The organism is Lawsonella sp. (assembly GCF_011525565.1).
Taxonomy (GTDB): Bacteria; Actinomycetota; Actinomycetes; order Mycobacteriales; family Mycobacteriaceae; genus Lawsonella; species Lawsonella clevelandensis_A.
This window is the reverse complement of sequence record NZ_WVRS01000001.1, coordinates 168,010-192,452: the sequence shown is the minus strand read 5'-3', so window position 1 is coordinate 192,452 and position 24,443 is coordinate 168,010. Positions and strand designations below refer to the sequence as shown.

Below are 24,443 nucleotides of genomic sequence, written 5' to 3'. Positions count from 1 at the left end.
AACATTTCTCTAGCCATCTTACTGAATCGTGCAGTACTCGTACTAAATTGAATTAATGGCAATAGTTGCAGCACTCATTGCAAAAAATAACAGTTACGAGTAACGGAATAATTTGACCAGGTAGAAACGATTAGGCATATTTAGGAAGTAATCTGCCCACCGAGCAAAAACTCCACTACCTCCACAGTTGTTTCCACTATGTAGGGATGCAACAAGTTTCCATATATGGGAGTGGTGGTGGAATGCGATGAAGGTTTATATGAGGAACACTGGATTAACCAATGACCAAAACAGAGTACTACAGGGTATTGCTGTAGTACCTGGTGTCGTCAATGGTTCTGTCGTCTGGTTCCGTCATGGACCTGAATTGCCACGTCGTGGTTACCGTGTAAAAGTAGCTGATCGTCCTGCCGAACTAGAGCGTTTTCACACCGCCCTCGATGAAGTGTCGGAAAGTCTACGCGAGCAGTCAAAACAACTAACAGGAGTTACCGCTGACGTCATCCGCTCAAGTGTCTACCTAGTTACTGACCGTGGCTGGGTAGGACCGGCAGAACGAGACATTACTGCGGGCATGACGGCAGAAGCAGCCACGGGTCATCAAATTGGTCGTTTCATTGAGCTGCTTGAGCGACGCGGGGGATTCGCCGCTGAACGCACCGCAGATTTACGCGATATTCGCGATCGTATTGCGCGCCGCTTACAAGGACTTGAGGAACCAGAACTTCCAAAACTAACATCCTCTTCCATTCTTGTGGCGGACGAGTTAGCACCAGCTGATATTGCTGCTATCGATGCACATAGCGTGGGAGCTATTGCAACTATTAGAGGCGGTCTAACAGGACACATTGCTGTAGTTGCTCGACAGCTAGGAATCCCTTATGTTACTGGCGTTACAGACCTCACTGTATTACCTGAAGGCACTAGTGCACTCCTTGACGGTGTGCGTGGACTGATTATTGCCAACCCTTCTACCGTCATGGTGGAACAGCGATTGGCATCTGACGAACGCCATCGTGAACAAGTTGAAGCATGGAACGGGCCAGCTCAAACGCGAGACGGAGTGCACGTTCATCTACTTGCTAATGTGCAGGACGAAAACACTATTGACGAAGCACGTCGCACAGAAGTGGATGGTGTCGGACTTTTCCGAACAGAACTATGCTTTATCGGTCATTCCACTGAGCCAAGCGTAGATGAGCAGGCCTCCATCTATGAAAAAGTTTTTCAGGCGTTTAAAAACCGTGTTGCTATTCGTACCCTTGATTCCGGCTCGGACAAACCGCTGAAGTTTGCCCAAACGAGCCGCGAAGAAAACCCAGCACTTGGTATGCGTGGTGTACGCATCGGTTTACAAAACGAGGAACTTCTTATTCGTCAACTAGATGCTATTGCAGAGGGGGCTCGCCGCGCCGGGTTATCCGGTGACGATGCTCCTAAAGTTATGGCCCCCATGATTTCTCGAGTATCAGAAGCGCGACGATTTGCTGCATTAGTACGAGAACGTGGTCTTATCCCCGGTATTGTGGTTGAAGTTCCCGCGACAGCTATTATGGCGGAAATGTTTATGCGGGAGGTCGATTTCTGCTCTATCGGCACAAACGATCTTATCCAGTACACTATGGCCGCAGATCGCCTTTCTGCTGATCTTTTTGAGCTAACAGATCCATGGCAGCCAGCTGGCCTACGTCTTATTAACACCGTGGTACAGGCGGCGAAGAAGTGTGGTAAGCCGGTATCTATTTGCGGAGAATCGGCAAGTGACCCCTATCTTGCACAGGTCTTTGTGGGAATGGGAGTAGATTCACTCTCAATGGCTCCCAATGCTGTTCCTGAGGTTGGTGTGGCCCTAGAGAAATGGAATATGCGACATTACCAGGACTTAGCACAAGAAGTTCTTAAAGCCGAGGGAGCTCACCATGCCCGTCGAATTGCCTCCGATTACTTTGCGCAATTAAAGGACATGGAAGATCGAATGGAAGACTAGCAGAACCTTCTAAACTTTCCGTAGGACGGCGACCACTTTACCCATAATATGGGCATGTTCACCAGGTATTGGGTCGAATACTGGATTGTGAGGCATAAGCCAGACTCCACTGCTGTCGTGAAGAAAAGTTTTCACGGTGGCTTCATCTTCAATGAGTGCTGCGACAATATCGCCATTTTCCGCAACATTTTGGGATCGGACTATGACCCAGTCCCCATCGCAGATAGAAGCATTAATCATGGATTCTCCGACAACCTGTAGCATGAACAGATCCCCATATCCCACAACATTGCGGGGGAGCGGCATGATATTTTCTATATTCTCTTCTGCCAAAATGGGAACTCCTGCAGCAATACGGCCAACAAGAGGGACGAAAGCAGTACTATCGTCGTCATTGTTTAGTGCTGGGGAGTTAATGTTATCCACGGAAAGTTCTTCGCTTGCGCGATCAACATCGATAACTTGCATTGCGCGTGGTTGATTGGGGAAGCGTTTAATAAAACCAAAACTCTCTAGATTATCCAGTTGATATGACACAGATGACGTGGAGTTAAGGCCGGTGGCATCACAGATTTCGCGGATCGTGGGTGGGTAGCCGCGCAGATCATTTGCATCTTTGATGAAGTCATAGATACGCCGTTGGCGTTCCGTTAAGTCTTCATAACGAGGACGTCGATGAGAACCGGCTGCCATGGGTAGTTCCTCTACTCTCCATTGCGATGTAGTGACGTACTTTTAGACTACGTAGAGAAATTATGTAAATCAAACATTTGTGCGAATAAACAGAACTTTATTTTTTGTTACAGCGTCTTGATAAGAATGAAGTGTCGAAAAAATAAATCGTACACATGTTCGAATAATGATGTACACTAGTTCAGTACAGTCGCAGTACAGTCCAGTACCCTGGAACAATTAGGGAAATGAGGTTATAGAAATGTCGACTATGTCATCCATGCTGATGGCTTCGTCATCGCGCTTCATGAACTATTCAGCAGATTCCTCTACCGATGGAATAGATACTGTGTTCGATAGGAAAGAGGCTAAATATTGCCAGTCTCGGATGGATCCAGTGATTTCTTCTAGGGAACAAGCTTCTGGTGTGCAAGCAGAGAAAAGGAACCAAGGCTCTTCCCTGAGATACCGGGGACGGCGTGGTTCCTTTACGTATGACCGATGCCAGCGGGTACGTACTCAACGACCAGTGGCAGGAGAGAGTGATTCTTCTTCACAGGCAATTGATCATGAACGGTATGGTCTTGGGTCGTCGGTAAAAGCCACGCAGTGGGAACAAATAACTATTCTCCTGCTTTTAACAGTTGTTATGGGGATTCTTGCGTTTACCATTGTGCAGCTTACTGGGGATCCAACTGCGTCTCTTCCCACGAATCTTGCATCTGTTAGTGTGCAGTCGGGAGATACTTTAGGAAGTATCGCCCTTCACTATGCTCCGCATGCAGATGCTGGTGCGGTGATAGCGCGTATCCAGGAACTTAATGGTCTTACATCTTCCGCTATTTCTCCTGGACAAGTTCTTGTGGTTCCAGCGGGTCTCTAACCCTATATATTGTTTTAGGGGAATAAGATAGCAGTAGTTACATTCAAATACATTTACTACCTGTACCACTAGCTATAAGGATGTAATAAACCGAAATGCGCTGTCCTTTTTGTCACTCTCCGAATTCGCGAGTAGTCGATTCGCGCTCTATTGATAACGGGAAGATCATTCGTAGACGGCGAGAATGTCTCAGCTGCGGCAAACGGTTTACCACCCATGAGACAGCAATCCTCAACGTCATTAAACGCAGTGGTCTTTCGGAACCTTTCTCGCGAGATAAAGTTCTTCGTGGTGTACGACGTGCATGTCAAGGGCGTGATGTTTCTGAAGATGAACTCAAACTTCTTGTTGAAAAAGTAGAGGCAAATGTTCGCTCTACTGGTGCGTCTGAAATCCCATCCAACGAGGTGGGATTAGCAATACTCGGTCCATTACGTGAACTGGATGAAGTTGCCTATTTACGGTTTGCCTCAGTGTACAAATCCTTTACATCATTAGAAGATTTCGAAAAAGAAATGGCATCTTTACGGCATGATCACGAACATACTGAAGCGGACAATGCCGGCTACGAGGATCTCTAATCAGCGCAGTTAAAGAACAGTACATCGGTCCTCACTAGGGAAGGGACGCTATCTCTTTAAGCAATTTCTTCTCTGATACTTTTCCTCTCGTTCCTAACTGCTGAGCAAAAGTACTCACTTTAAACTCTTCAAAAAGCCAGCGCACATGCTTTACCTTCACAGAATCGTGGGGTGACGGTGCTCCGCATTTTTCCCACAAAGCATCTTCAACATGGTAAAACGCACTAATAGACGATGATGGAGGATCCTCCCATTGCCCATTGCACAGTATCGATTTACGGGCACGCTCTTCCGCAGCCTGGAGGTAGCGTGGAATATCCTTAAGACGGGTAGCACCATGCGCAGTAACGAAACCCGGACTCGTTAGCCACTCCACTTGGTCACGAATATCGTTGACAATACCGTCACCCTCTGGCAGATTCCTCACAACACTAAGGCGAGCTTCTATAACACGTACAGTTAACAGTGCAATTGCGCGTTCTCGGGAAGGGACTTTGTTCTTAGCATTCTGCTGTAATGCCACAAAACCGGAGTAGGTCAATGGTGGGGTACCAGCCAGTGCAACAATATCTCGAACGGCACAATGGTGGCAGTCCATGCGTAGTTCCTCTTCTCCACCTGGATAACTACGTAACGCCATCTTCTGAGATTGTGGAACTCCGTTGAATAATTGTCGGCGAGCAGCAGGAAGCTCCTCTAATAACAGCGTAATAAGTGCTGTGTATTGAGCACTACGCGCAGCAGCTGCCGAGGCAAATGCGTGTACATACCAGCCGTCGTTCTTTCGCTGCAAAGCAGGAAACGCTGTCACATTACCGTGCGATACGTGTTGCGGTATATCCCCAAGTTCTTCCGTCCACGTAGCAAATGGTCCTTTTTCTACCCCCGTAAACGTAGAGCTAATAGCATTGGCACTTGTATGGTGCTGACGTCGTTGCAAAGCCTCTAAGTTGCGGTCTGCATCAATGGCTTTCTCGCGTTTGTTGATAGCGACGAAGCGCATTGTTAGGTGTGGCGGTAATTCAGCGTTCGTAATAACGGGGAGAGGTACAGTCACCCCACGCACTGTGTGCAATGCTTCTTGAAAAGCACTAGCAAAATCGCGGGTTAAATCTTCTTGTAAGACGCCCATAATGTCCTGCGCAGTATCGGGCAGGGGAATAAACATGCGGCGGTAGTCCTTGGGGAGTCCGCGTAGAAGAGTAAGGACTAATTCTTCTCGCATGCCAGGGACAAGCCAGGTAAAAGGTTCAGGGCGGACAGAAGGAAGCTGAGTCAGCGGGACAAGAACAGAGATACCGTCATCGTCAAATCCGGGCTTAAAAGAATAATCAAGGGAAAAACCATTAAGATCATCCGGGTAGAGTGAACTATCTTCACCGACGGAGGATGCGGTGCGGATACGCTCCTCAGAAAATTCCAATGCTGCGCGCTGCTTCGGTGATGCATGTTTCCACCATTGGTCAAACTGCACTCGCGACATCACAGTATCGGGTACGACCTCCGCGAAAAGCCCCGCTAAAGTTTCTTCATCAATGACGCTGCCACGCTGTCGAGCTTTTTCCTCAAAAGCCTGTAAATGTTCAATTGTGCTGTCATTAGCGGCTTTGAATGAATAATCTCGATTCCAATCCCCCTGGACTAAACCATGGAGGAGAAACATTTCCCGAGATAATTCCGGATCAATTTTCCGGTAAGAAATAAGACGTTCTACAACAAGTGGAACACCCCACAAGCTTGTTGTCTCGTATGCCTGTACTTCACCGCGGGAATGAGACCAATGCGGTTCCGCATAACGATGAGACACCATTTCCCCGGCAGCTTTCTCTACCCATTCAGGGTTAATAGCTGCTACTGTACGAGCCCACACGCGGGACGTTTCAACAATTTCATAGGCCATGAGGAAACTAGTTTTTCTAGCCACACCACTGCTGGGGAAGATAGCGAAACGTTTCCCGCGAGTGCCTTGATAATCTCTCGTATCACTAATACGAGAACCAATATGGCTCAGTAAACCGGCGAGAAGCGCACGGTGTATAGCATCCTCATTAACTCCACCCTCGTATTGGTGGGACTTCCATGACCATTTGAGCTCATGGCAAATATCTGTGAGTTGCTGTACCAAATCGAGCCATTCGCGATAGCGCATCCAATGGAGAAATTCTTTTTTACAGAGTCTACGGAAAGCTGAGCGAGACAGCTCTTTTTGCTGTTTATGAAGATAATCCCAAAGCTGTAAATAGGAAAGAAAATCACTGTGAGGGTTACGGAAACGAGCATGCAGCTGGTCCGCTTCCTGTTGCTGTTCACTGGGGCGTTCTCGAATATCTTGCAGAGAAAGCCCCGCTACGATAACCATGACATCCCCTAGAACACCACGGCGTTGCGCTTCAATAAGCATACGAGCTAGGCGTGGATCAGTAGGAATGCGAGCCATGGTGCGTCCCGTGCTGGTCAGTGCCATATCGTCACGAAGTGTGCCGAGTTCTCGCAGTTCCTGTACGCCGTCTCGAATAGAACTTAATTCTGGGGGATCAAGGAAGGGGAAATCTTCTACAGATCCGAAACCAAGGTCTGCCATGCGGAGAATAACAGCAGCTAAATTAGTACGCAGTATTTCCGGCTCAGTGTAGGAAGGACGAGCCTCAAAATTTTCTTCAGAGTAGAGGCGTAACGCAATACCGTCAGAAAGACGGCCACACCGTCCGGAACGTTGCCGGGCAGAGGCTTGTGAAATTTCTTCGATGGGGAGCCGCTGGATTTTTGTTCTGTGTGAATAGCGAGAGATACGGGCTGTACCAGTATCAATGACGTAGCGAATACCGGGAACTGTGAGTGATGTTTCAGCCACATTGGTAGCTAACACAACGCGCTGCGTAGTGTGCTTTTCAAAGACACGATGCTGTTCTGCGGCAGAAAGCCTACCGAAGAGAGGAACAATATCAAGAGCGGGGAATTGCTGTTTACGGAGTGCTGCTTCGGCTTCTCGAATTTCTCTTTCACCGGGGAAGAAAGCGAGGATATCGCCTCCTTCTACAGATGATTCTGTGTAGAGTTCGGTGACGGCATCAACGAAAACATCCAGAGGATCGTCGTCTTCCGTACCGGGACGGTAGCGGATCTCTACAGGGTAGGTACGCCCTGATACTTCGATGATGGGGGCAGGTTTACCGTCTATGGCGAAATGCTCGGCGAATCGTTCAGTTTCAATAGTTGCCGAGGTAATGATGATGTGAAGATCGGGTCGTTGCGGAAGAATCTGTTTAAGGTAGCCGAGTAAAAAATCGATGTTGAGACTACGTTCGTGGGCCTCATCGATGATGATGGTGTCGTATGCGCGTAGTAGCCGGTCGTGGTGTATTTCTGCCAGTAGGATACCGTCTGTCATAACTTTGACGAGGGTGTCTTCAGAGACAGCATCAGTAAAACGGACTGAGTAGCCAACGAGGTCACCGACGGAAGAGTGAAGTTCATCGGCAATACGCTCTGCTACAGAACGAGCTGCAATACGACGTGGCTGAGTGTGGCCGATAATACCGCGGGTGCCCCAGCCTAGCTCCATACAAAGCTTTGGCAGCTGGGTTGTTTTTCCGGAGCCGGTTTCTCCCGCCACAATAACTACTTGGTGGTGGAGGAGTGCGTCACGAATATCGTTTATTCGTGCACTGATGGGTAATTCTTGAGGATATGAGATGTGGGGGAGAGTCTCTTGTCGGAGCTGTAGTTTTAGTTCCGCTGTTTCTAAGTCCTGCTCAATTGCTTCGCATGAGGATATGGAACGAACATGCTGGATACGACGACGCAGCTGGTCATAATCTCGGAGTGTGACTTTTTCACCAGTTCCTAGTCGGGAATAGAGAGCATTCCGACGGTGACGGACGTCTTCGGGTAAAGGTCCGCGTGGTTGGGAACGGTGGCGGTTTCGAGACATGAATTTAGACTACTCGGAAAAAGGGACGGGGCAGAAAGAGGGTGGTGCTTCCTGATCAGTGTAGGAAGCACCACCCTGGGAGGATCTTCTCTCTGCGGGGAGAGAGCTTAGCGGACGGTGTATGTCACCATGCTCGGCGTATTGTTCACATTCGATCCAAGATAAATGCGGTACAGCCCTGGCATGACGACGAACCTGTCGGCTTGAGTATTCCAGTAGGCGAGTTGTCGAGGCTCAACTGTTATGGTGACGGTCTTGGTTTCTCCCGGGCAGAGGTAGATCTTGCGGAATCCAGCAAGTTCCTTCGGGGGAACAGGAATACCCTGCTGGGAGGGCTTACCGATGTAGATCTGCGGAACAGTTGCGCCGGCGCGTTTACCGGTATTGGTGACGGTGAACGTTACCTTGATGGGAGCGTTCTTAGCACCGGAGGTCTTGTATAGGCGTGGTGTTCCATAGGCAAAGGTGGTGTAGGAAAGACCATAGCCGAAGGGGAAGAGTGGTATTTGGTTATTCGCCACATACCAGCGGTATCCCACAAAGACACCTTCACTGTAGATGGGTTTAAGTCCTAGCGGTTTACCGGGGAACTGCTCGCGAGTGTTGGCGGGCCACTGGCCATCTTCCTGCGGGAAGGTTTGTGTGAGGTGGCCGGAGGGATTCACATCACCGTAGAGTAGCGCTGCGGTTGCTTTGCCGCCGGCTTGCCCAGGCTGCCACATATTAAGTACTGCAGCAACGTTATTTAGCCACGGCATAGCAATAGGGCCGCCGGTATTGACAACCACAATCGTGTTTTTATTAGCTGCCGCAACCTTTTCAATGAGTTTGTTCTGGTGTGACAGAAGTTTGATAGTAGGTCGGTCCGCTGCCTCCATTGTGAGGTTAGTGACGAAGACGATGGCGGTGTCGGCTTTCTTTGCCTCGCGGGCAGCCTTTTGTAAGTCAGTTCCTAGAGAATAGGTGACTTTTGCACCGTGAGAGCGCTTCGTAATTTCGTCTAACGCTGTATCGGTCTTGGTGGGTTTGACGTTGGATGAGCCGCCTCCGCCCACAGCGAATTTAGCGGAGTCGCCGAAGACTGCAATATGGCGTGCTGTTTTATCGCTGAGAGGAAGAGCAGCATTCTGGTTTTTGAGGAGTACTGCGCCTTGCTCTGCAATCTTTTGCGCAGCGGTATCGCCGCGGTCTACGTTGATGGGGTGAATGTTCTTGGTGCGGTCGAATATGCCGAAGCGGAACATGACGGTGAGTGTTTCTTGGACACGCGCATCAATATCCTTTTCGCTGAGCCGTCCTTGCTTAAGGGCTAAGCGGACAGCTGGTTCGAGAGACGTGAAGGTTTGCGGCATCTCGACGTTGAGGCCGTTTTTGTAGTCTTCAGTTGACCAGGATGCGGGGAAATCTGTTACGACATAGCCATTAAAACCCCATGCATGGCGAAGGTATTTAGTAAGGGTGTAGTAGTTGGAGCACCCATGTGTTCCGTTAATGGAGTTGTAGGAGCACATGACAGAACCTGGATGTGCTTGCTCCACAGCCATTTCAAAAGGCTTCATGTAGATCTCGTGGAGTGCTCGCTCAGGTACTTCAGAGTTACTGATGAGTCGAGAAGTTTCCTGATTGTTAGTAACGTAGTGCTTCAAGGTTGCAATTACTCCGGCAGATTGCATGCCTTTGACGTTGGCGGTGGCCATGGTACCGGATAGGTAAGGATCTTCTCCATAGTATTCAAAACCACGTCCGCCCAAGGGGTTACGGGCGATGTTAAAACCAGGACCATAAAGTTGGTCGGTTCCTAAAGCGCGTGCTTCTTCGCCTGCAACGCGGCCTTCAAGACCTGCTATTGCGGGATCCCAGGAAGAAGCATAGGTAAGCGGAGCGGGGAATTTTGTCGCATGATTTTTGCCATTGCGAACGCCGGCAGGACCATCAGACTGGACAAATTCGGGGATTCCCAATTCTGGAATGGGGGGAATGTATCCAGTGGCAGGAGTATGTGGACCGGTGAGTTTAGTTCCTGAAAGCATATGGATCTTTTGGGATAGGTCCATTGCCGAAACAAGTTTGGCGGCACGTTGTTCGGGACTGAGGGAAGTATTCATCCAAGGGCGCGATGATGCCTCTGCAGCACTACTTGTAAAAGAAGGAGTGAGCGCTATAACAGTGGCAATACCCAAGGTGAAAAGTCCTCGTGCAGTTTTTTTCTGGGAAGTAGACATAGGCTATAGCACGTCCTTATGGAGAATGGGTGGTCACCTTTTACACTATGCTTTTAAGTGGGAAAAAGAGAGCTAATAGTGACACGTTTGCCATTTTTAGTAAATATAGTGAACTATTTTTTCCCGTTTTATCACATAAAAAGTAGCAAATAGAGAGAGCCCCTCCGTGTGAGGAGGGGCTCTCTCTATTTACCTTAAACGGTAACCTAATGAATACTATGGCTTACTTGAAGACGGAGTTGACGACGTCCAGCTTGTTGATGGTGGGGTCGTTCTTCTTCCAGTCGCAGCCGCAGGGGCCAGCAGTCTGCAGGGCGTCGAGGACGCGGAGGACCTCTTCAACGGAACGTCCGACAGAATCCGGGGTGGCGGAGACGTACTGAATCTTGTTCTCGGGGTTGACGATGAAGGTGACGCGGTCTGCAACACCGTCAGCGTTCTCTACACCGGTAGCCTGAACGAGTTCGTGCTTGATGTCGGCGAGCATCGGGAAGGGGATTTCGAGGAGCTTGTCGTTGGTGGCACGCCACTGGAAGTGGGAGAACTCGGAGTCGATGGAAGCACCCAGAATCTGGCAGTCGCGGTCGAAGAACTCATCGTTCAGATCGCCGAAGGCCTTGATTTCGGTGGGGCAAACGAAGGTGAAATCCTTGGGGTAGAAGAAGATAACGCGCCACTTGCCCTTGAAGCTGTTGCTGTCGATGGTCTCGAAGTAATCCTCGGGGACCTCAGCGTTAATGTCGTGAAGATTGCCTCCCTTAAGTGCGGTTAGGGAGAACTCGGGGAATTCGTCGTCGATAGTAAGCAGAGCCATCTTGTACTCCTTCTGATACGTACCAATTATCAATCACCATGTTTTGGTGATTTCTTAGTCATTATCTTTCGCTTTCGGAATTGAAAAGTCAAGGTTTTAAGAGTGTATAATAATAATTACTATGGCTAATCAATCGTATCAACCAACCATTGCCCATCTCCGTGCCTTCGTGGCAATCGCGCACCATCGTCATTTTGGTGCTGCCGCACAGAGTCTCGGAGTTTCCCAACCGTCACTGTCGCAATCACTTGCGACCCTGGAGGAGGGGATTCATCGGACATTAATTGAGCGTTCTACGCGACGAGTTATTGTCACCCAGGAAGGGGAATCTCTTCTCCCGTACGCGGAAGCTGTTATAGCCGCCGCAGATCACTTTAAGGCCGCCTCGCAGGGACTTGGAAATGGGCTTGAAGGGGATCTCACTATTGGTCTTATTCCTACAGCTGCACCCTATATTCTGCCACAGGTATTGAGCTTAGTAACGCAAAATTATCCCAATCTCGCGATGACTGTTATTGAAGATCAAACGGCACGGCTGTTGGAGAGTCTTCGAGCTGGAAAAATTGATGTGGCACTTCTTGCACTTCCATTGTCAGAGACGGGATTTAACTATATCCCCATCTACCAAGAAGATTTTGTATTAGCTCTTCCTAAAGGTCATCCACTAGAAGGTCGCACTGATCTGCCCACCAGTGTACTTCGAGAAGTCCCTCTTCTACTCCTTGACGAGGGACACTGCCTACGTGACCAAACGATTGATTTATGCCATTCAGTAGGAGCATCGGTCGGCAAATCCAATACGCGCGCTGCCTCACTACCCACTATTTTGCAGTGCGTCTCCGCAGGAATGGGTGTTACCCTTATACCCGCTTCCGCTATTCCCGTTGAAGGATACATGAAGGGGATAACGATTGCGCGTTTCGCCGACCCGGTACCAGGTCGCAAAATGGGTCTCGTCTATCGCTCCTCGTCCACACGTGGCGGGGATTGGGAATCACTTGCGCGCACTATCGGTGAAGCTTTCATTAAGACAGTACGACCACGAAATCAGCGTAACTACCGGCGACGCTAACTATGAAAGATAGCCATGAGTACCCAGGCGCATAATATTACTTAATGCCAAGAATACTCATAATGGCGTCATACCAGTGAGCAGGAAGTTTATACAGTATTGCACTGTATTTCAAAGACTCGGGAATAAAGAGTTCTTGTTGTCCGGACTCAATAGAAGCAATAACTTTGTCTGATATTTCTTCCTCTGTAGGAGTATGGAGGATAGATGAAGCCCATTTCTCAGCAGTCGATTGCTTATTAGACGCGTAGTAGCTGCAAACGGTAAGGGTTTTTACAGCTGATCCTTTTGAGACAAGATCACTGCGAAGAGATCTCATAAAACTACGCGGTTCATGCTTTTCACCTGCATAATCTTCTTGTGATATGGGGCCGTTTACGGCAGATACAGAACTGAGTGACACGATATGCCCATGGTCACGGTCGAGCATGTGGGGGAGGAAAGCTTGAGTTACAGAAGATAGCCCTGTGGAATCAGCATGCGGTCCAGAAGTAAGCGGTGCGCTAGCTAGGTATGATGACGCTGAGGTTGGGATAGCTCTAGCTGCATGGATAAGAATATCTACATCTTCGAATTCTTCGAGAACCTGGCGAGCGATATCGTCTACCGCCTGTGTATCGGAAATATCAACTAAATATCCCGCAGCTTTACATCTCATCTTCGTGAGGCGAGCGACAGTTTCATCAAGAGAATCTTGATTGTCGTCCCAGATAATAACGGCTTTAGCGCCACGACGTGCACACTCTTCAGCTATAAGACGTCCGACGCTACTAGATCCACCGGTAATAAGAACAACACGTCCAGAAATTGCAGTGCCATCAGTTGGCGAGATTTTTTTGATGAGATTTTTAACCGCATTCTCAACCATGGCTGGTCCACCATTTTTAAGTAGTGGAAGAGCGTCTTTAATAACCTGCATAGGTACGTGCCCCATGTGAATCCCTTTCCGCAGTACTCGTTATTACCATTAATGTAACGCCAATGTTGATCATTCCATATCAACCACACTAGTCGTTACCGAACACAGATAGTTTCAAATACTGGCGAAGTACTCAAGGTCCGCAAAGGAAACGAATATTCAAGGGAAACCAGTCTCAAGGATAACGATGGAAAGACACCATAGTGGACGTTTGTGGTAAGCGATAAGACAAGCCACGGTGAAAACCATGATGAGAATAAAAATCGATAAGCTCGTCTCTACACTCTAAGGTGAGAGGGAGATCAGGCCGTGGAGGGTAGTTAAGAAGTGCTGTAGCCAGTCCATGCCCTCGAAACTTGGATGAGACAGCAAGACACGAAAGATAACACTGGGCGTTAAAACCACGTGCCCTTTTTGCTAGGAACGCTTCGTAATAGTAACGCCACGTGTGCTTCCCTAATAATCCCCACAGTGTCGGTACTGAGCGAAGAGCATGCTGTGCCGCGTGTACTCGATTTTTCCACGAGGTAAAAAGATGGTTAGGACTGTTGAGGTAGAATGCATTTTCTACTGTCCACAAAGCTACGCCCGCAACCTGTGGTGCTGCTAATTCATGTTCTTTCTCATGCTGCGGATCTGTCACCGCGACCATGAGTGTACCGTCTGCGAAGGCTTCCTCCGCCCAATGCGTGACGAGCGGTAAAGAAGCAGTTGCACGATCACTATCAGCGGGGAAAAGCCACGCTAAATACGGTTCAACAGGACCAAAAGACTCTGCTACAATCCTTGCTGCAGAAGGGATCTCATCTTTTTGGGCAGGACGTAGAATGAATCCCGTCGGATGCGTACTCACGACTCAACTCAATCCTTTACCTTTTATTGCGTTAAATCCTTCACGGTCAGAGACTGAAAATAGACTTCTCCTCGTGTATTGGACTCGGCACCGTCAACAACAGCATCAATAACCCATGAATGGTCTCCCTGCGGATCGCAAATAGTTTGGCGAACATTCCAGGTAGAACCGTTATCCGAACTATCAATGGTGATAAAACGGGCACTCCTAGCATCTTGGTCGGTAAGAATATCGTCATACTCAGCCCAGTATGGTTCTGTCTCCTCATACCAATCTGGAAATTCCTCTGCGATTCTCTCATCAAGTTGTGCAAGGGTTTTCGTATCGTCCAATGCGAGCAGAGATACATGACGAAACATCACAGTACGGATAAGTCGTTCAAAAAGATACCGATTATCGGTAAGGGCTGGCGGGGGAGTAGTGGCATCCCGCTCCTCTTCAGTAGGAACACGACCCGCTTGTAGGGCCTCCCACTCTGCTAAGAGAGAATTATCAACCTGTTCGATGAGTGAACGTAACCAGTCGAGAATGTCGCGTATTTCATCGGTGATCTTCTCTGCAGGAATAAGATGACGCAGTGTGTTATAGCAATCAGTGATGTAACGCAGGACAGTACCCTCTGCCCGAGAAATACCGTACGTTGCAATAACATCACCAAACGTCATCCCATTTTCAACCATTTCTCGGACGACAGACTTAGGGGATAATTCCCACTGACGCGCCCATGGGTGCTCTTCCCGATAACTATTAAGAGCAGCGGACAGTTCCTCAGCGAGTGGCTGTGGCCAGGTAATCTCATCTAACTCTGCCATCATTTCTTGATAGCTCACACCGTCGTCACGTAGTATCTGAGCCCGCTCATTTCGCAATTTCTTCTGCTGCGCATACAACAGTGGATAAGGATTCTCCACAATGGACTCCACAACCGAGAGAACCTGCAGTGGATAGTCAGGCGAATCTGTATCAAGAATTGTTAAATAGGCAAGTGCAAACGGGGCTAATGGCTGGTTAAGAGCTAACTCATGCGGTAAATCGCCACTAATATGCACCCAGCGATTATCCTCAAAAGGCTCAGCCTGACGTGTCACAACATCAGATTTTTCTAGTCCGCGAAACAGTTCAAACGCTTCCAATGCAAGAGCCCGCTGCTGTGCACGGGTTACAAAACTATTCGTAATGAGATGCTTGGTGTTCTCGAATAACGCACCCGGCCGCTCAATAAGGTTGAGGAGCATACTTGCCGTCATGTGCATACGGGGGACAAGTGTTTCCGACTCTGCTGTAGTGAGTTTCTCAAATGTTTTCTCATTCCAGCTGACAACGCCAGGCTCTTTCTTTTTCTTCTTCTGCTTTTGGCCCTTTCGGGTGGCACGTAACGCTTCAATCTCATCAAGCGGCGCCTGTACGATAACGAGACCTTCCGTATCAAACCCGGCGCGTCCTGCCCGTCCTGCAATTTGTTGAAACTCGCGCACTTTTACAATGCGCTGGCGGTGTCCATCAAATTTAGCTAAACCACTGAAAACTACGGTGTGGATAGGAACATTAATACCCACACCGAGGGTATCTGTACCGCAGATGACTGGCAGCAATCCAGCCTGTGCAAGACGTTCCACTAGTCTCCGATATTTAGGGAGCATACCGGCATGGTGTATCCCCACACCATGCAGTAAAAGGCTGCGTAGTGAGACACCAAAACTTGTGGAGAAACGGAATCCGCGTAATGCTTCTGCAATACGTGCGCGTTGTTCCTTAGTAATGAGTGCAGTTGATTTCAGCTGATTTGCGTAGTCGAGAGCTTCCCGCTGTGTGAAGAACACAATATAGAGTGAGCCCAATCCTTCTTCGAGGAGGGACAATACTGTCTCATTCAGAGGGGAGCGAGAGTACCGAAAAGTGAGGGGGACAGGGCGTTCCACTCCACCAACTTCAGTGACAACACGGCCCGTACGTTGCTGAAGCCCCTCTTTCCAGAGCTGAGTGTTGCCCAATGTAGCAGATAGTAAAACAAACTGTGTATGGGGGAGTTCGATGAGCGGTACCTGCCACGCCCATCCGCGATCTGGGTCAGCAACAAAATGGAATTCATCCATAATGACCAACCCCACAGGGCACTGATCCCCTTCGCGCAATGCTTTATTAGCAAGAATTTCTGCCGTGGCACAAATAATAGGTGCAGTGGGATTAACCGTTGCATCCCCCGTCATCATGCCTACATTAGATGCACCAAATATCTTGCACAAGGCAAAGAATTTCTCATTGACCAGTGCTTTTATTGGAGCAGTATAAAAACTTATCTGATTGTGGGTAAGTGCCCACCAATGCGCGAATGTGGCGACAAGACTCTTCCCGGAGCCTGTAGGAGTAGACAGGATAAGATGATCGCCAGCACTGATGGTGAGGAAAGCCTCGGATTGGGAAGGATATGGTGTAATTCCCGACTCTTCTAGATATCGCTCAAAACACTCAATGACAGACGTATCAAGAAGGGAATCAGGGCAGTCAGAGAGCTCGGAAAGATAATCAGCTAAGCAAGGAGTAGAGGAAGGCACAGACTATGCGTCGCCTTCCTCATGCGGTGGATCAGTTCGGGAATCCACTTGCGAGAGGAACTTTTCCAGTTCTGCACCAAGCTTGTCGGAATTTTTAATATCCTCCGCAAAGATTTTCAGATCTGCCTCCGCAGTCTTTTTACGTTCGTGTTCTTCTTTAAAAGAATCGTAGGTTTCTTCCATAGCGCGAACTACTGCAACAAGCTCAGGATTGTCATCGATTTGCTCATTAACATCGTTCATGAGCTTATCCGCGTCTTTTTCAAGTGCACCGATAGGAATAGATAAATGGCCGAAACTCTGTAGCACGTGAAGAAGCTGAACTGCGGCAGGTGAGTAGCGGGATTGCGCAAGATAATTAGGAACTTGAGACGTAAACCCGTCTATATGGAAATTCTCTTCTTGAAGAGAGTAATCGAGATAAGCATCAAAACTTGCGGGAAAACGCATAGAGCCTTCCCATTGGGAAATATCATCACTCTCATAGTGTTGAGAACCATGGTGGAAACAGGGCGCTTGACGAGTATGCGGAATACCCATTGCTGCAGAGCACAGTCCAATGATCTGTGTAACACCATAGGACGATAGAATACTGGACAGTTCGCGGGCTAATTGATCCCAGTACAAATCAGGCTCCGCACCTTCAAGAAGGAGGAATGGGTGGCCAGTATTGTCATACAGCATCCACAGTTGTAGGTCATGCGGATGGCAAGCTTCAAGCTTCCCATCACACATCAGTAATGCTGGACGTCTATTGGTGTATTCAATAATCGCATCCGCGGTAAACTGTGCAACGAGTTCTTTTTCTAGCGATCCTAGAAGATGTTGAGTGGTAATTAGTAATGCATCACCAGCATCAACGAATCCTGTTAAACCGTGTACGAAGGGCACGTTGTCAACACCATCGGGAAGTGTCGGACGTGGAAAGTGTAATTGATACAGAGAATCAGGCATGTCGTCACTCCTTTCTAGGCGGACAAATAGATTAGCGCTCTCTATTACGAGCATACTTGGTTAATGATCTGCTAGCTTTCTAATGTCAACATACGCTGGCTTAACGACAAATCCAATGGGCGCTACCTCCTGCAGAGATGAAACCTCTCGAGTAGATTGGGAATATGAAGATTCGATGCACACGGATAACCCGTGCTGTTCTCGCTCTTTCTATGGTGGCATCACTAGTTTTTATTCCAGGTTGCGGATCGCACCATACAAAGAGCGATAACTCTGCAGCACGTAGTACGACAACGGAGCGTCCTGACAAGCGCTCTGCCGGGCGTAATCACTCTTCGCATCGAGATAGTGTAGAACATTCTGATAGTTCTTCACCTGGTGATGACTACCCTTCACACCATGACGAATCCCATAGAGATTGGGTAGCGTTTCTCCAAGATCCCGCTAACTATCTTTTAGAGAAAGGTGACTTTCCTCAAGGCTATGTAGCCCGCACATTGAGCCTGACAGAAAGCGGTAAAGCTATCCAGGATGTGGGGCGGGCTGGAGTAAGTGTCGAGAATTTCCCAGAATCCTGTAATGGAGCTGCCGGACGTATTGGTACCGCTAACGATCGGATAGCTATACAAATGGCATCCAAGCAGAATCATTCACTCACACTAGTTGTTATTAATAGTTCTGATCCCAATGCTGCGGTGTCTACGTGGGCACAAAAAAATAATCAATGCCCCACGTTTTTGTCTCAAGAAAATGGAGTGACATCAACAGTCACTGTGGAGAACACGCATAGCCCAGAGGTTAGTGGTGCTCATAGTGTGGGCTACCTGGTAAAAACAAAAACGACTAATTTGCGGGGGACTACTACTCAAGAACAGCTTCTTTATGCTGTTCCGATGGGTGAAGTCGTCATAGAAGTTATGGGGATGAATTTTGGTGGACCCGTCAACCGTCGTGAGGTTGATGAAGTTTTACAGCAAGCTGTCGCAAGAAGTAGTGAGATCCATAAGCAGGCTACTGTAGCAACAGAGCATAAAAAGCATTCAGCATCAGTTCAGTAAGCAATATGTCTGTGTATTCACAATTTTGTCGTTGTGTGGACAAGTGATGGTTGTACGGGGATATCACCTATTAGTGTGACGCTTCTCTGACACAGTAGGTGCATGCATCGCACGATTTCTTCACCGGGGAGCCTAATTGCACAGCTCCCATATTTCTATGGATTCGATCTTCAAGACTCACTCATTATTATTACGACGACGTGTACTACTCACCTGGTGGGTCCACTTATTCGTATTGATATACCACACGAGAAATATATGGACGATTGTCGAGTGACGATCACGCGAGCCTTACGCCAGTTATCTGATCGCGAATATAGTGAGCTCATTATTGTGTTGGTTAGTTCTCATTGGGATTCAGATGGTGCACTATACGCTGATGAAATAGAGGAATTATGTGAGGATACAGCATATAAAACAGGATTTACCATTCGAGATTTCTACATGGCGAGAAGCTGTCATCCACAAGATCGCTGGGTATCTCTTTTTACAGGAGAGCAAGGAAAAGTTTCGCAGGAACCTTTAGCAAGAGATTCTCACATTCCTGCTGATGATTCTTTAAATGTCTTCACAACGGCAGAATATTTATTATCACGGGAAGATACGCGTCATTCTTTAGAAGAGCACATTAATGACACCTCTTTATTATCTGCGTGGGAAGTACGATCATCCCATGTAGCTTTTCTCCCTCTTCCTACCCACGATGAACTCTATACATATTTAGATTTCTCTCCTACGACGTCGGTTAAAGATAAGGCCGCAGTCTCTCTGCATCAATTTTTTCTTCGCACTATAGAGTCTTATCAGGGCGCAGATGGTCTTATCTCCCTACTTGTAGACGACAAAGCAGAGCGGTGGGTTGCCTGGATGTGGGTACTTTTACCCACATTAGACTTGTCTACACGACCTTATGTACTACTAACAGTTGCTTTATGGCACTATATGCACGGTGACGGATTCCGAACTCATACTCTTCTTGACCAGGCGGAATCGATAGACCCGACGTGCGCGAGTGTGATTACGCTACGACAGTTACTCAATCTCTGTGTAGAACCAGCCGCTATACGAACCGTTATTGATGAAATTGCAGGATCTCAATAGAAGACTGTGTCAATGAGTTAGCGATTTTTGTGTGCAGCGAAAGCGCGATCGCCTAGCCCTTGGGTGAAGTTCCACGCATCGCTAACAATCTCTTCAATATCAGTATGCTGCGGATTCCATCCAAGTTCTTGCTTAGCTTTATCCGACGAGGCTATTAACGTGGCAGGATCACCCATACGACGTTGCGCAATTTCGGCAGGAATAGGACGGCCGGTAACTTTACGACAAGCCTCTACTACTTCCTTAACGGAAAAACCTTCTCCAGAACCCAAATTAAAAATAGAATGCTTACCAGCAGGGGATTTTTCTAAAGCTAAAATGTGTGCATTAGCTAAATCAAGAACATGAATATAGTCGCGAACACACGTGCCATCCGCGGTAGGCCAGTCATCTCCGAAAATGTAGATTTTATCGCGATATCCCATGGCCACTTCCAAGACCAACGGGACAATATGGGTTTCTACTCTACGATTTTCGCCTGCACCATGGTAAGCACCAGCAACGTTAAAGTAGCGAAGTGACGTTGCTGTTAGAACATAGGCATTGCAGTATGAGGTGATGGCCATATCGATAGATAGCTTCGTCGCTCCGTAAGGGTTAGTAGGACGAGTAGGCATATCTTCTGTAATAGGCACAACGTCCGGTTCTCCATAAGTGGCAGCGGTTGAGGAGAACACTAAACGAGGAACACTGTTATCGCGGATCGCATCAAGTAGAGCCAGTGTAGTTACAACATTGCCCTGCCAGTACTGATCCGGTACTTCACACGATTCCCCAACAAGGGAACGAGCTGCGAAATGGAGGACGCCATCGTAGTGCTCTGCAGAAAGAACATCCTGCGCGATGTCTTTAACATCGCCCTCGATAAAACGTGTTCCTGCTGGAACGGCATCTCTGGTACCAGTGGATAAGTTATCGATAATAGTGACGTCGTGACCGCGTTCTACGAGAACAGTAGCTACGCAGCTACCAACGTATCCGGCTCCACCAGTAACCAGTAATTTCATTTACTACCTCTTTACAGGTTCAACGTAAAACGCGTGTGCCATATCGTTAGGAATGGTAATCCATTCTCCACCTAGCGAACGCAAGGAAATAATGCCACTATTTTCTTTCACACTAACACGTGCACCGGGACCAACCTCATTGGCGATAAGACTATCGACAAGGTCCTGGTCAGTTTGTGCAATTTCTCCTACCTGACGCAGCGTAACAATAGCGGGGTCGTCCCCAAGATCAATTTCAGTAAGACGAGGATAGATAGAGAGATCCTCGCTATCAGCCGAAATTTTATCTAGCCCAGGAATAGGATTGCCATAAGGAGATCGATGTGGATGGTCCAGTACATCCATGAGATGACGCTCTACATTCTCACTGATGACATGCTCCCAACGGCACGCTTCATCGTGAATCTCTGCAACATCCATGCCGATAACGTCAACAAGAAGACGTTCTGCAAGACGGTGCTTGCGCATTACTGCAACAGCAATTTCACGTCCTTTATCGGTGAGATGCAGCTCTCTGTTGGCTTCAACGGTGAGAAGTCCATCGCGCTCCATACGTGCTACTGTCTGACTGACAGTAGGACCTGACTGCTCAAGGCGTTCGGCGATACGAGCGCGGAGCGGAGTAATACCTTCCTCTTCGAGTTCAAGGATGGTCCGCAGATACATCTGAGTAGTATCAACAAGCTCTTTCATATGAGAGTTTTTCTCCTTAATGAGCAGACCGGATTAATAACACATTAGCCATATTTATCTTAGGACAAAAATACATAAAGACCCTGCCTAAAAGACTTTCATAAGAAGAGAATCTAGACAGGATCTCTGCGATTTCGCTAGCAGCTAGCGCAAAATTGAGGGTTAACTGGCGTAAGCACGAAGGTGATCAATATCTTCGCTTTCACGAAGACGCTCGAGCACCGTTCGTTCAATCTGGCGTACACGCTCACGCGATAGCCCAAATTTCTTGCCAATATAGTCGAGCGTGTGAGTTTCGCCATCTGCGAGACCATAACGCCACCGTATGACGTTGCGCTCACGTTCGCTAAGACCCTCTAAAACGGCGTGGACATCATCAGCCATGAAGCGAGTCATCGTGTATTCGACAGCATCTAATGCATCGTCATCCTCGATGAAAGACCCCAAAGGAGAGTCATCGTCAGAACCCACTTTGGTATCGAGGCTAATAGGATCGCGTGCTTTATCGACTAAATCAAGAATTTTTTCAACTGGAATACCAGACTCTTCCGAAATTTCTTCCCACGTAGCTGGGCGACCTAGCTGCTGGTTAAGTTCTCGCTTAATGCGCGATATCTTATTGAACTGTTCTACAAGGTGAACAGGAAGACGGACAGTACGGGTCTGTTCCGCCATGCCTCGCGTGATGGCTTGACGAATCCACCAGGTGGCATACGTGGAGAACTTAAATCCCTTGGCATAGTCAAACTTATCTACAGCACGAATAAGGCCAAGATTTCCTTCTTGAATGAGATCAAGTAGTGGCATGCCGCGTCCGGTATAACGTTTTGCCAGCGATACAACAAGGCGAAGATTCGCTTCAAGAAGTTGTTGACGAGCTAGTTCACCATCGCGGGCAAGCATACGAAGCTGAGCACGACGAGTAGCTCCATATCGTGGATGTTCCTTGAGTAGGTGATCCGCATAAATCCCTGCTTCAATACGTTTGGCTAGCTCTACCTCTTCTGCAGCAGTCAGCAATGGCCGTTTACCGATTTCATTAAGATAGACACGAACAAGATCCGCTGTTTGTGAAGGGCGGTCGAGATCTTGTCCTTGTGTTCTATCAACGATTGCGGTTGCTGCGGTGCCTGAGGTCATGAGGATCCTCCTCATCATGATGTCGATTCACTCAGTTCAACGCATAACCGGCCAAAAGAGTTCCCAAATTAGGAAATTAATTACAGCGTAATGATTCCGTGCAGGTAGAGAGTATAGAGAGCCTGACAAATAGCTGAACGAAAAACAGTCCAGTCCTCATTCTGAACAGTGCACAACAGTTGTGCCGTTTCTCCGGCTGAAAGTCCTTCTCGGGAAAGACCATTAAGAAACGCACGAAGAGACTCATCAATCGTATGACGGAAGCTGGGCATGTCAGCACGAGACACGACAAGGCTGCTCGTTGTCGTACCTTGTCCCTGCAGTGATGGGGTTGCAGTCTCTATAAAGACAGTTTGCGGGGATAAAGCGAAATGTTGTGATAAGAGGTTCTCGTCATCCCATCGCTGAAGATTATCCCATCTTTCCCAGCGGGCAAGACATTCTGCAGCAAGAGCATCTCCAGAAGGAGTAGTGAGTTCCTCAATCATAAGACTTGACGGTTTCGTCGTTTTACGAAGGAAAATGATGCCGAAGCCCACACCTTCTACATTGTTATCACTGAAGTGAGTAAGCCAATCGGCAGCATAGTTGTGCCACTGTGGATCTGCAGGGTCTCTACCGGAGTCTTTCATCCATGTAGAGACGTAGAGAGCCGGATCTACACAGTCTCGTTCGACAATCCATGCATCGACACCATGAGGGGCTATCCAGCTCGACAAGCGAGCGCGGTAATCTTCATCAGAACAATGTACCCATGCTCCTAATATGGTGGCGTGTCCTCCCTCTTTAAGGTGAAGTGGAGCATTCTCAATCATTAGTTGGGTAGCCCCATCAAGATCTAAACTTGAATCTCTATAGGAGTGGGTTATGTGTTGTGAGGCAACGACAAATGGAGGATTTGCGACAATGGCATCGAATTGTTGATCATGTACTGGCTCAAACCATGATCCCTGTCGGATATCTACCATTGTCTGTGCAGTAGCAGAAGAATCATCGCGGGATGCTACGGGAATCTGGTTTATAGCCAACGTAGCCTTTGCTAATTCACAACACCGTGGTGAAAGATCCGTTGCCACAATGTCATTAGCGTAATGTGCTGCGTGAAGAGTCTGAATTCCACAGCCTGTTCCTATATCTAGAAGAGAATTAACTGGCTCAATAGGAGTTGACCGCAATAGCGACAGGGATGCTTCTCCTACTCCTAAAACATGGTCGTCATGGGTTTTTGCAGGGAAAAGAGCCCCATCGAGATCTGAAAACACCCACTGTACTCCAAAACCTGTATCTATAGGACGAACATCAAGTGACACTTGATAATTCATGCCGTCACTAGATGTAAAAAGAGCACAATTCAGAAAACTTGCGAGGGTGTCATCATCTTGTATGCGGAAGAGAGCACCAATATCCTGAGCACTCATCGAATCGCCTAAAAGGAGTAGGCGTACAAGCTGTGCCAAGTCGTGCGTGTCATTATCTCTACTATGGTCAGTAGCAAGCCATACCGGTACCGGTTCATGACGGAAAAGTGCGCTAAAAGCTACATCGCCCAGTAAATCGTGCAGTCCATCAATTGTGTAGTTAAGACGAATAAAAGTCTGCCGGAGAGTATCAATAACAGTATGAGGAATAGTCACGTCACTTATTCTGACATAGTTCGAACTAACCAGGTGCCAACCTTACAGACATAAACAGTGGAAAGAGTGGATGGATAACATAAATTGGAGGACAATGTAGCCTGTGAGTACAGCGAATGATGTTTTAGAACGTCCTGATGTTGACGTTGAAGAAAAAACTACCGATGAAGCTCCTAAATATTTTCACTATGTCAAGAAAGACAAGATAGTGGAAAGTGCCGTTACGGGAAGCTACGTAGTTGCCTTGTGCGGTGAAGTCTTCCCGGTGACACAAACACCCAAGCCGGGATCACCCGTCTGCCCAGAATGCCAGCGAATCTACGATACGTTGCAAAAATCTCGATAATTGTACTTATGGTGTGAGAATCTA

19 protein-coding genes are annotated in these 24,443 nt (G+C 48.0%); 7 read left to right on the top strand and 12 right to left on the bottom strand.

What is annotated here, in order from left to right:
• Window positions 1-259: 259 nt before the first annotated feature.
• A complete protein-coding gene (ptsP, locus tag QZV76_RS00890; protein WP_290595355.1) occupies window positions 260-1,987 on the top strand; it encodes a phosphoenolpyruvate--protein phosphotransferase in 1,728 nt (575 codons plus the stop codon).
• A gap of 9 nt (window positions 1,988-1,996) precedes the next feature.
• Here ptsP and lexA read toward each other — a convergent pair whose 3' ends face one another.
• Window positions 1,997-2,680, bottom strand: a complete 684-nt coding sequence (gene lexA, locus QZV76_RS00885; RefSeq protein ID WP_290595354.1) for a transcriptional repressor LexA — start codon at window positions 2,678-2,680, stop codon at window positions 1,997-1,999.
• Window positions 2,681-3,188: 508 nt separating this feature from the next.
• On the opposite strand from lexA, the gene QZV76_RS00880 reads away from it, so the two are divergent.
• Window positions 3,189-3,542: a LysM peptidoglycan-binding domain-containing protein gene (locus QZV76_RS00880; RefSeq protein WP_290595353.1), complete on the top strand. Its 354-nt coding sequence runs from the start codon at window positions 3,189-3,191 to the stop codon at window positions 3,540-3,542.
• 95 nt (window positions 3,543-3,637) lie between these two features.
• On the top strand, window positions 3,638-4,123 hold the full coding sequence (gene nrdR / locus QZV76_RS00875; protein WP_290595352.1) for a transcriptional regulator NrdR: 486 nt from the start codon (window positions 3,638-3,640) through the stop codon (window positions 4,121-4,123).
• A 34-nt stretch (window positions 4,124-4,157) separates the two neighbouring features.
• Here nrdR and hrpA read toward each other — a convergent pair whose 3' ends face one another.
• The 3 genes from hrpA to QZV76_RS00860 all read right to left on the bottom strand — a co-directional run bounded on the left by hrpA (window position 4,158) and on the right by QZV76_RS00860 (window position 11,090).
• On the bottom strand, window positions 4,158-8,054 hold the full coding sequence (hrpA, locus tag QZV76_RS00870) for an ATP-dependent RNA helicase HrpA (RefSeq protein ID WP_290595351.1): 3,897 nt from the start codon (window positions 8,052-8,054) through the stop codon (window positions 4,158-4,160).
• Window positions 8,055-8,161: 107 nt separating this feature from the next.
• Window positions 8,162-10,276, bottom strand: a complete 2,115-nt coding sequence (locus tag QZV76_RS00865; RefSeq protein ID WP_290595350.1) for a glycoside hydrolase family 3 C-terminal domain-containing protein — start codon at window positions 10,274-10,276, stop codon at window positions 8,162-8,164.
• 223 nt (window positions 10,277-10,499) lie between these two features.
• Window positions 10,500-11,090, bottom strand: coding sequence for a peroxiredoxin (locus QZV76_RS00860; RefSeq protein ID WP_290595349.1), 591 nt, complete (start codon window positions 11,088-11,090; stop codon window positions 10,500-10,502).
• A 121-nt stretch (window positions 11,091-11,211) separates the two neighbouring features.
• On the opposite strand from QZV76_RS00860, the gene QZV76_RS00855 reads away from it, so the two are divergent.
• Entirely contained in the window at window positions 11,212-12,162 is a 951-nt protein-coding gene (locus QZV76_RS00855) for a hydrogen peroxide-inducible genes activator (RefSeq protein ID WP_290595348.1), read from the top strand.
• A gap of 37 nt (window positions 12,163-12,199) precedes the next feature.
• Here QZV76_RS00855 and QZV76_RS00850 read toward each other — a convergent pair whose 3' ends face one another.
• The 4 genes from QZV76_RS00850 to QZV76_RS00835 all read right to left on the bottom strand — a co-directional run bounded on the left by QZV76_RS00850 (window position 12,200) and on the right by QZV76_RS00835 (window position 17,440).
• A complete protein-coding gene (locus tag QZV76_RS00850; protein ID WP_290595347.1) occupies window positions 12,200-13,096 on the bottom strand; it encodes an SDR family NAD(P)-dependent oxidoreductase in 897 nt (298 codons plus the stop codon).
• 160 nt (window positions 13,097-13,256) lie between these two features.
• Window positions 13,257-13,934 carry a GNAT family N-acetyltransferase gene (locus tag QZV76_RS00845; protein WP_290595346.1) on the bottom strand — a complete coding sequence of 226 codons (678 nt, stop codon included), beginning with the start codon at window positions 13,932-13,934 and terminating at the stop codon, window positions 13,257-13,259.
• Between the two features lie 23 nt (window positions 13,935-13,957).
• A complete protein-coding gene (locus tag QZV76_RS00840; protein ID WP_290595345.1) occupies window positions 13,958-16,486 on the bottom strand; it encodes a DUF3516 domain-containing protein in 2,529 nt (842 codons plus the stop codon).
• 3 nt (window positions 16,487-16,489) lie between these two features.
• Window positions 16,490-17,440: a PAC2 family protein gene (locus QZV76_RS00835; protein ID WP_290595344.1), complete on the bottom strand. Its 951-nt coding sequence runs from the start codon at window positions 17,438-17,440 to the stop codon at window positions 16,490-16,492.
• 164 nt (window positions 17,441-17,604) lie between these two features.
• Here QZV76_RS00835 and QZV76_RS00830 point away from each other — a divergent pair, with 164 nt between their 5' ends.
• The gene (locus QZV76_RS00830) at window positions 17,605-18,498 is read left to right on the top strand and encodes a hypothetical protein (RefSeq protein ID WP_290595343.1); all 894 of its coding nucleotides are present in this window, start codon (window positions 17,605-17,607) and stop codon (window positions 18,496-18,498) included.
• 102 nt (window positions 18,499-18,600) lie between these two features.
• Window positions 18,601-19,599, top strand: a complete 999-nt coding sequence (locus QZV76_RS00825; RefSeq protein WP_290595342.1) for a DUF4192 family protein — start codon at window positions 18,601-18,603, stop codon at window positions 19,597-19,599.
• 17 nt (window positions 19,600-19,616) lie between these two features.
• Here the strand turns inward: QZV76_RS00825 and galE are convergent, their stop codons facing one another.
• The 4 genes from galE to QZV76_RS00805 form a co-directional block, all read right to left on the bottom strand.
• Window positions 19,617-20,606: a UDP-glucose 4-epimerase GalE gene (galE, locus tag QZV76_RS00820; protein WP_290595341.1), complete on the bottom strand. Its 990-nt coding sequence runs from the start codon at window positions 20,604-20,606 to the stop codon at window positions 19,617-19,619.
• A gap of 3 nt (window positions 20,607-20,609) precedes the next feature.
• The gene (locus QZV76_RS00815; RefSeq protein ID WP_290595340.1) at window positions 20,610-21,299 is read right to left on the bottom strand and encodes a metal-dependent transcriptional regulator; all 690 of its coding nucleotides are present in this window, start codon (window positions 21,297-21,299) and stop codon (window positions 20,610-20,612) included.
• A 162-nt stretch (window positions 21,300-21,461) separates the two neighbouring features.
• The gene (gene sigB / locus QZV76_RS00810; protein WP_290595339.1) at window positions 21,462-22,439 is read right to left on the bottom strand and encodes an RNA polymerase sigma factor SigB; all 978 of its coding nucleotides are present in this window, start codon (window positions 22,437-22,439) and stop codon (window positions 21,462-21,464) included.
• A gap of 80 nt (window positions 22,440-22,519) precedes the next feature.
• The gene (locus QZV76_RS00805; RefSeq protein ID WP_290595338.1) at window positions 22,520-24,073 is read right to left on the bottom strand and encodes a class I SAM-dependent methyltransferase; all 1,554 of its coding nucleotides are present in this window, start codon (window positions 24,071-24,073) and stop codon (window positions 22,520-22,522) included.
• A 103-nt stretch (window positions 24,074-24,176) separates the two neighbouring features.
• On the opposite strand from QZV76_RS00805, the gene QZV76_RS00800 reads away from it, so the two are divergent.
• Window positions 24,177-24,419, top strand: a complete 243-nt coding sequence (locus QZV76_RS00800; RefSeq protein WP_290595337.1) for a DUF3039 domain-containing protein — start codon at window positions 24,177-24,179, stop codon at window positions 24,417-24,419.
• Window positions 24,420-24,443: the final 24 nt, after the last annotated feature.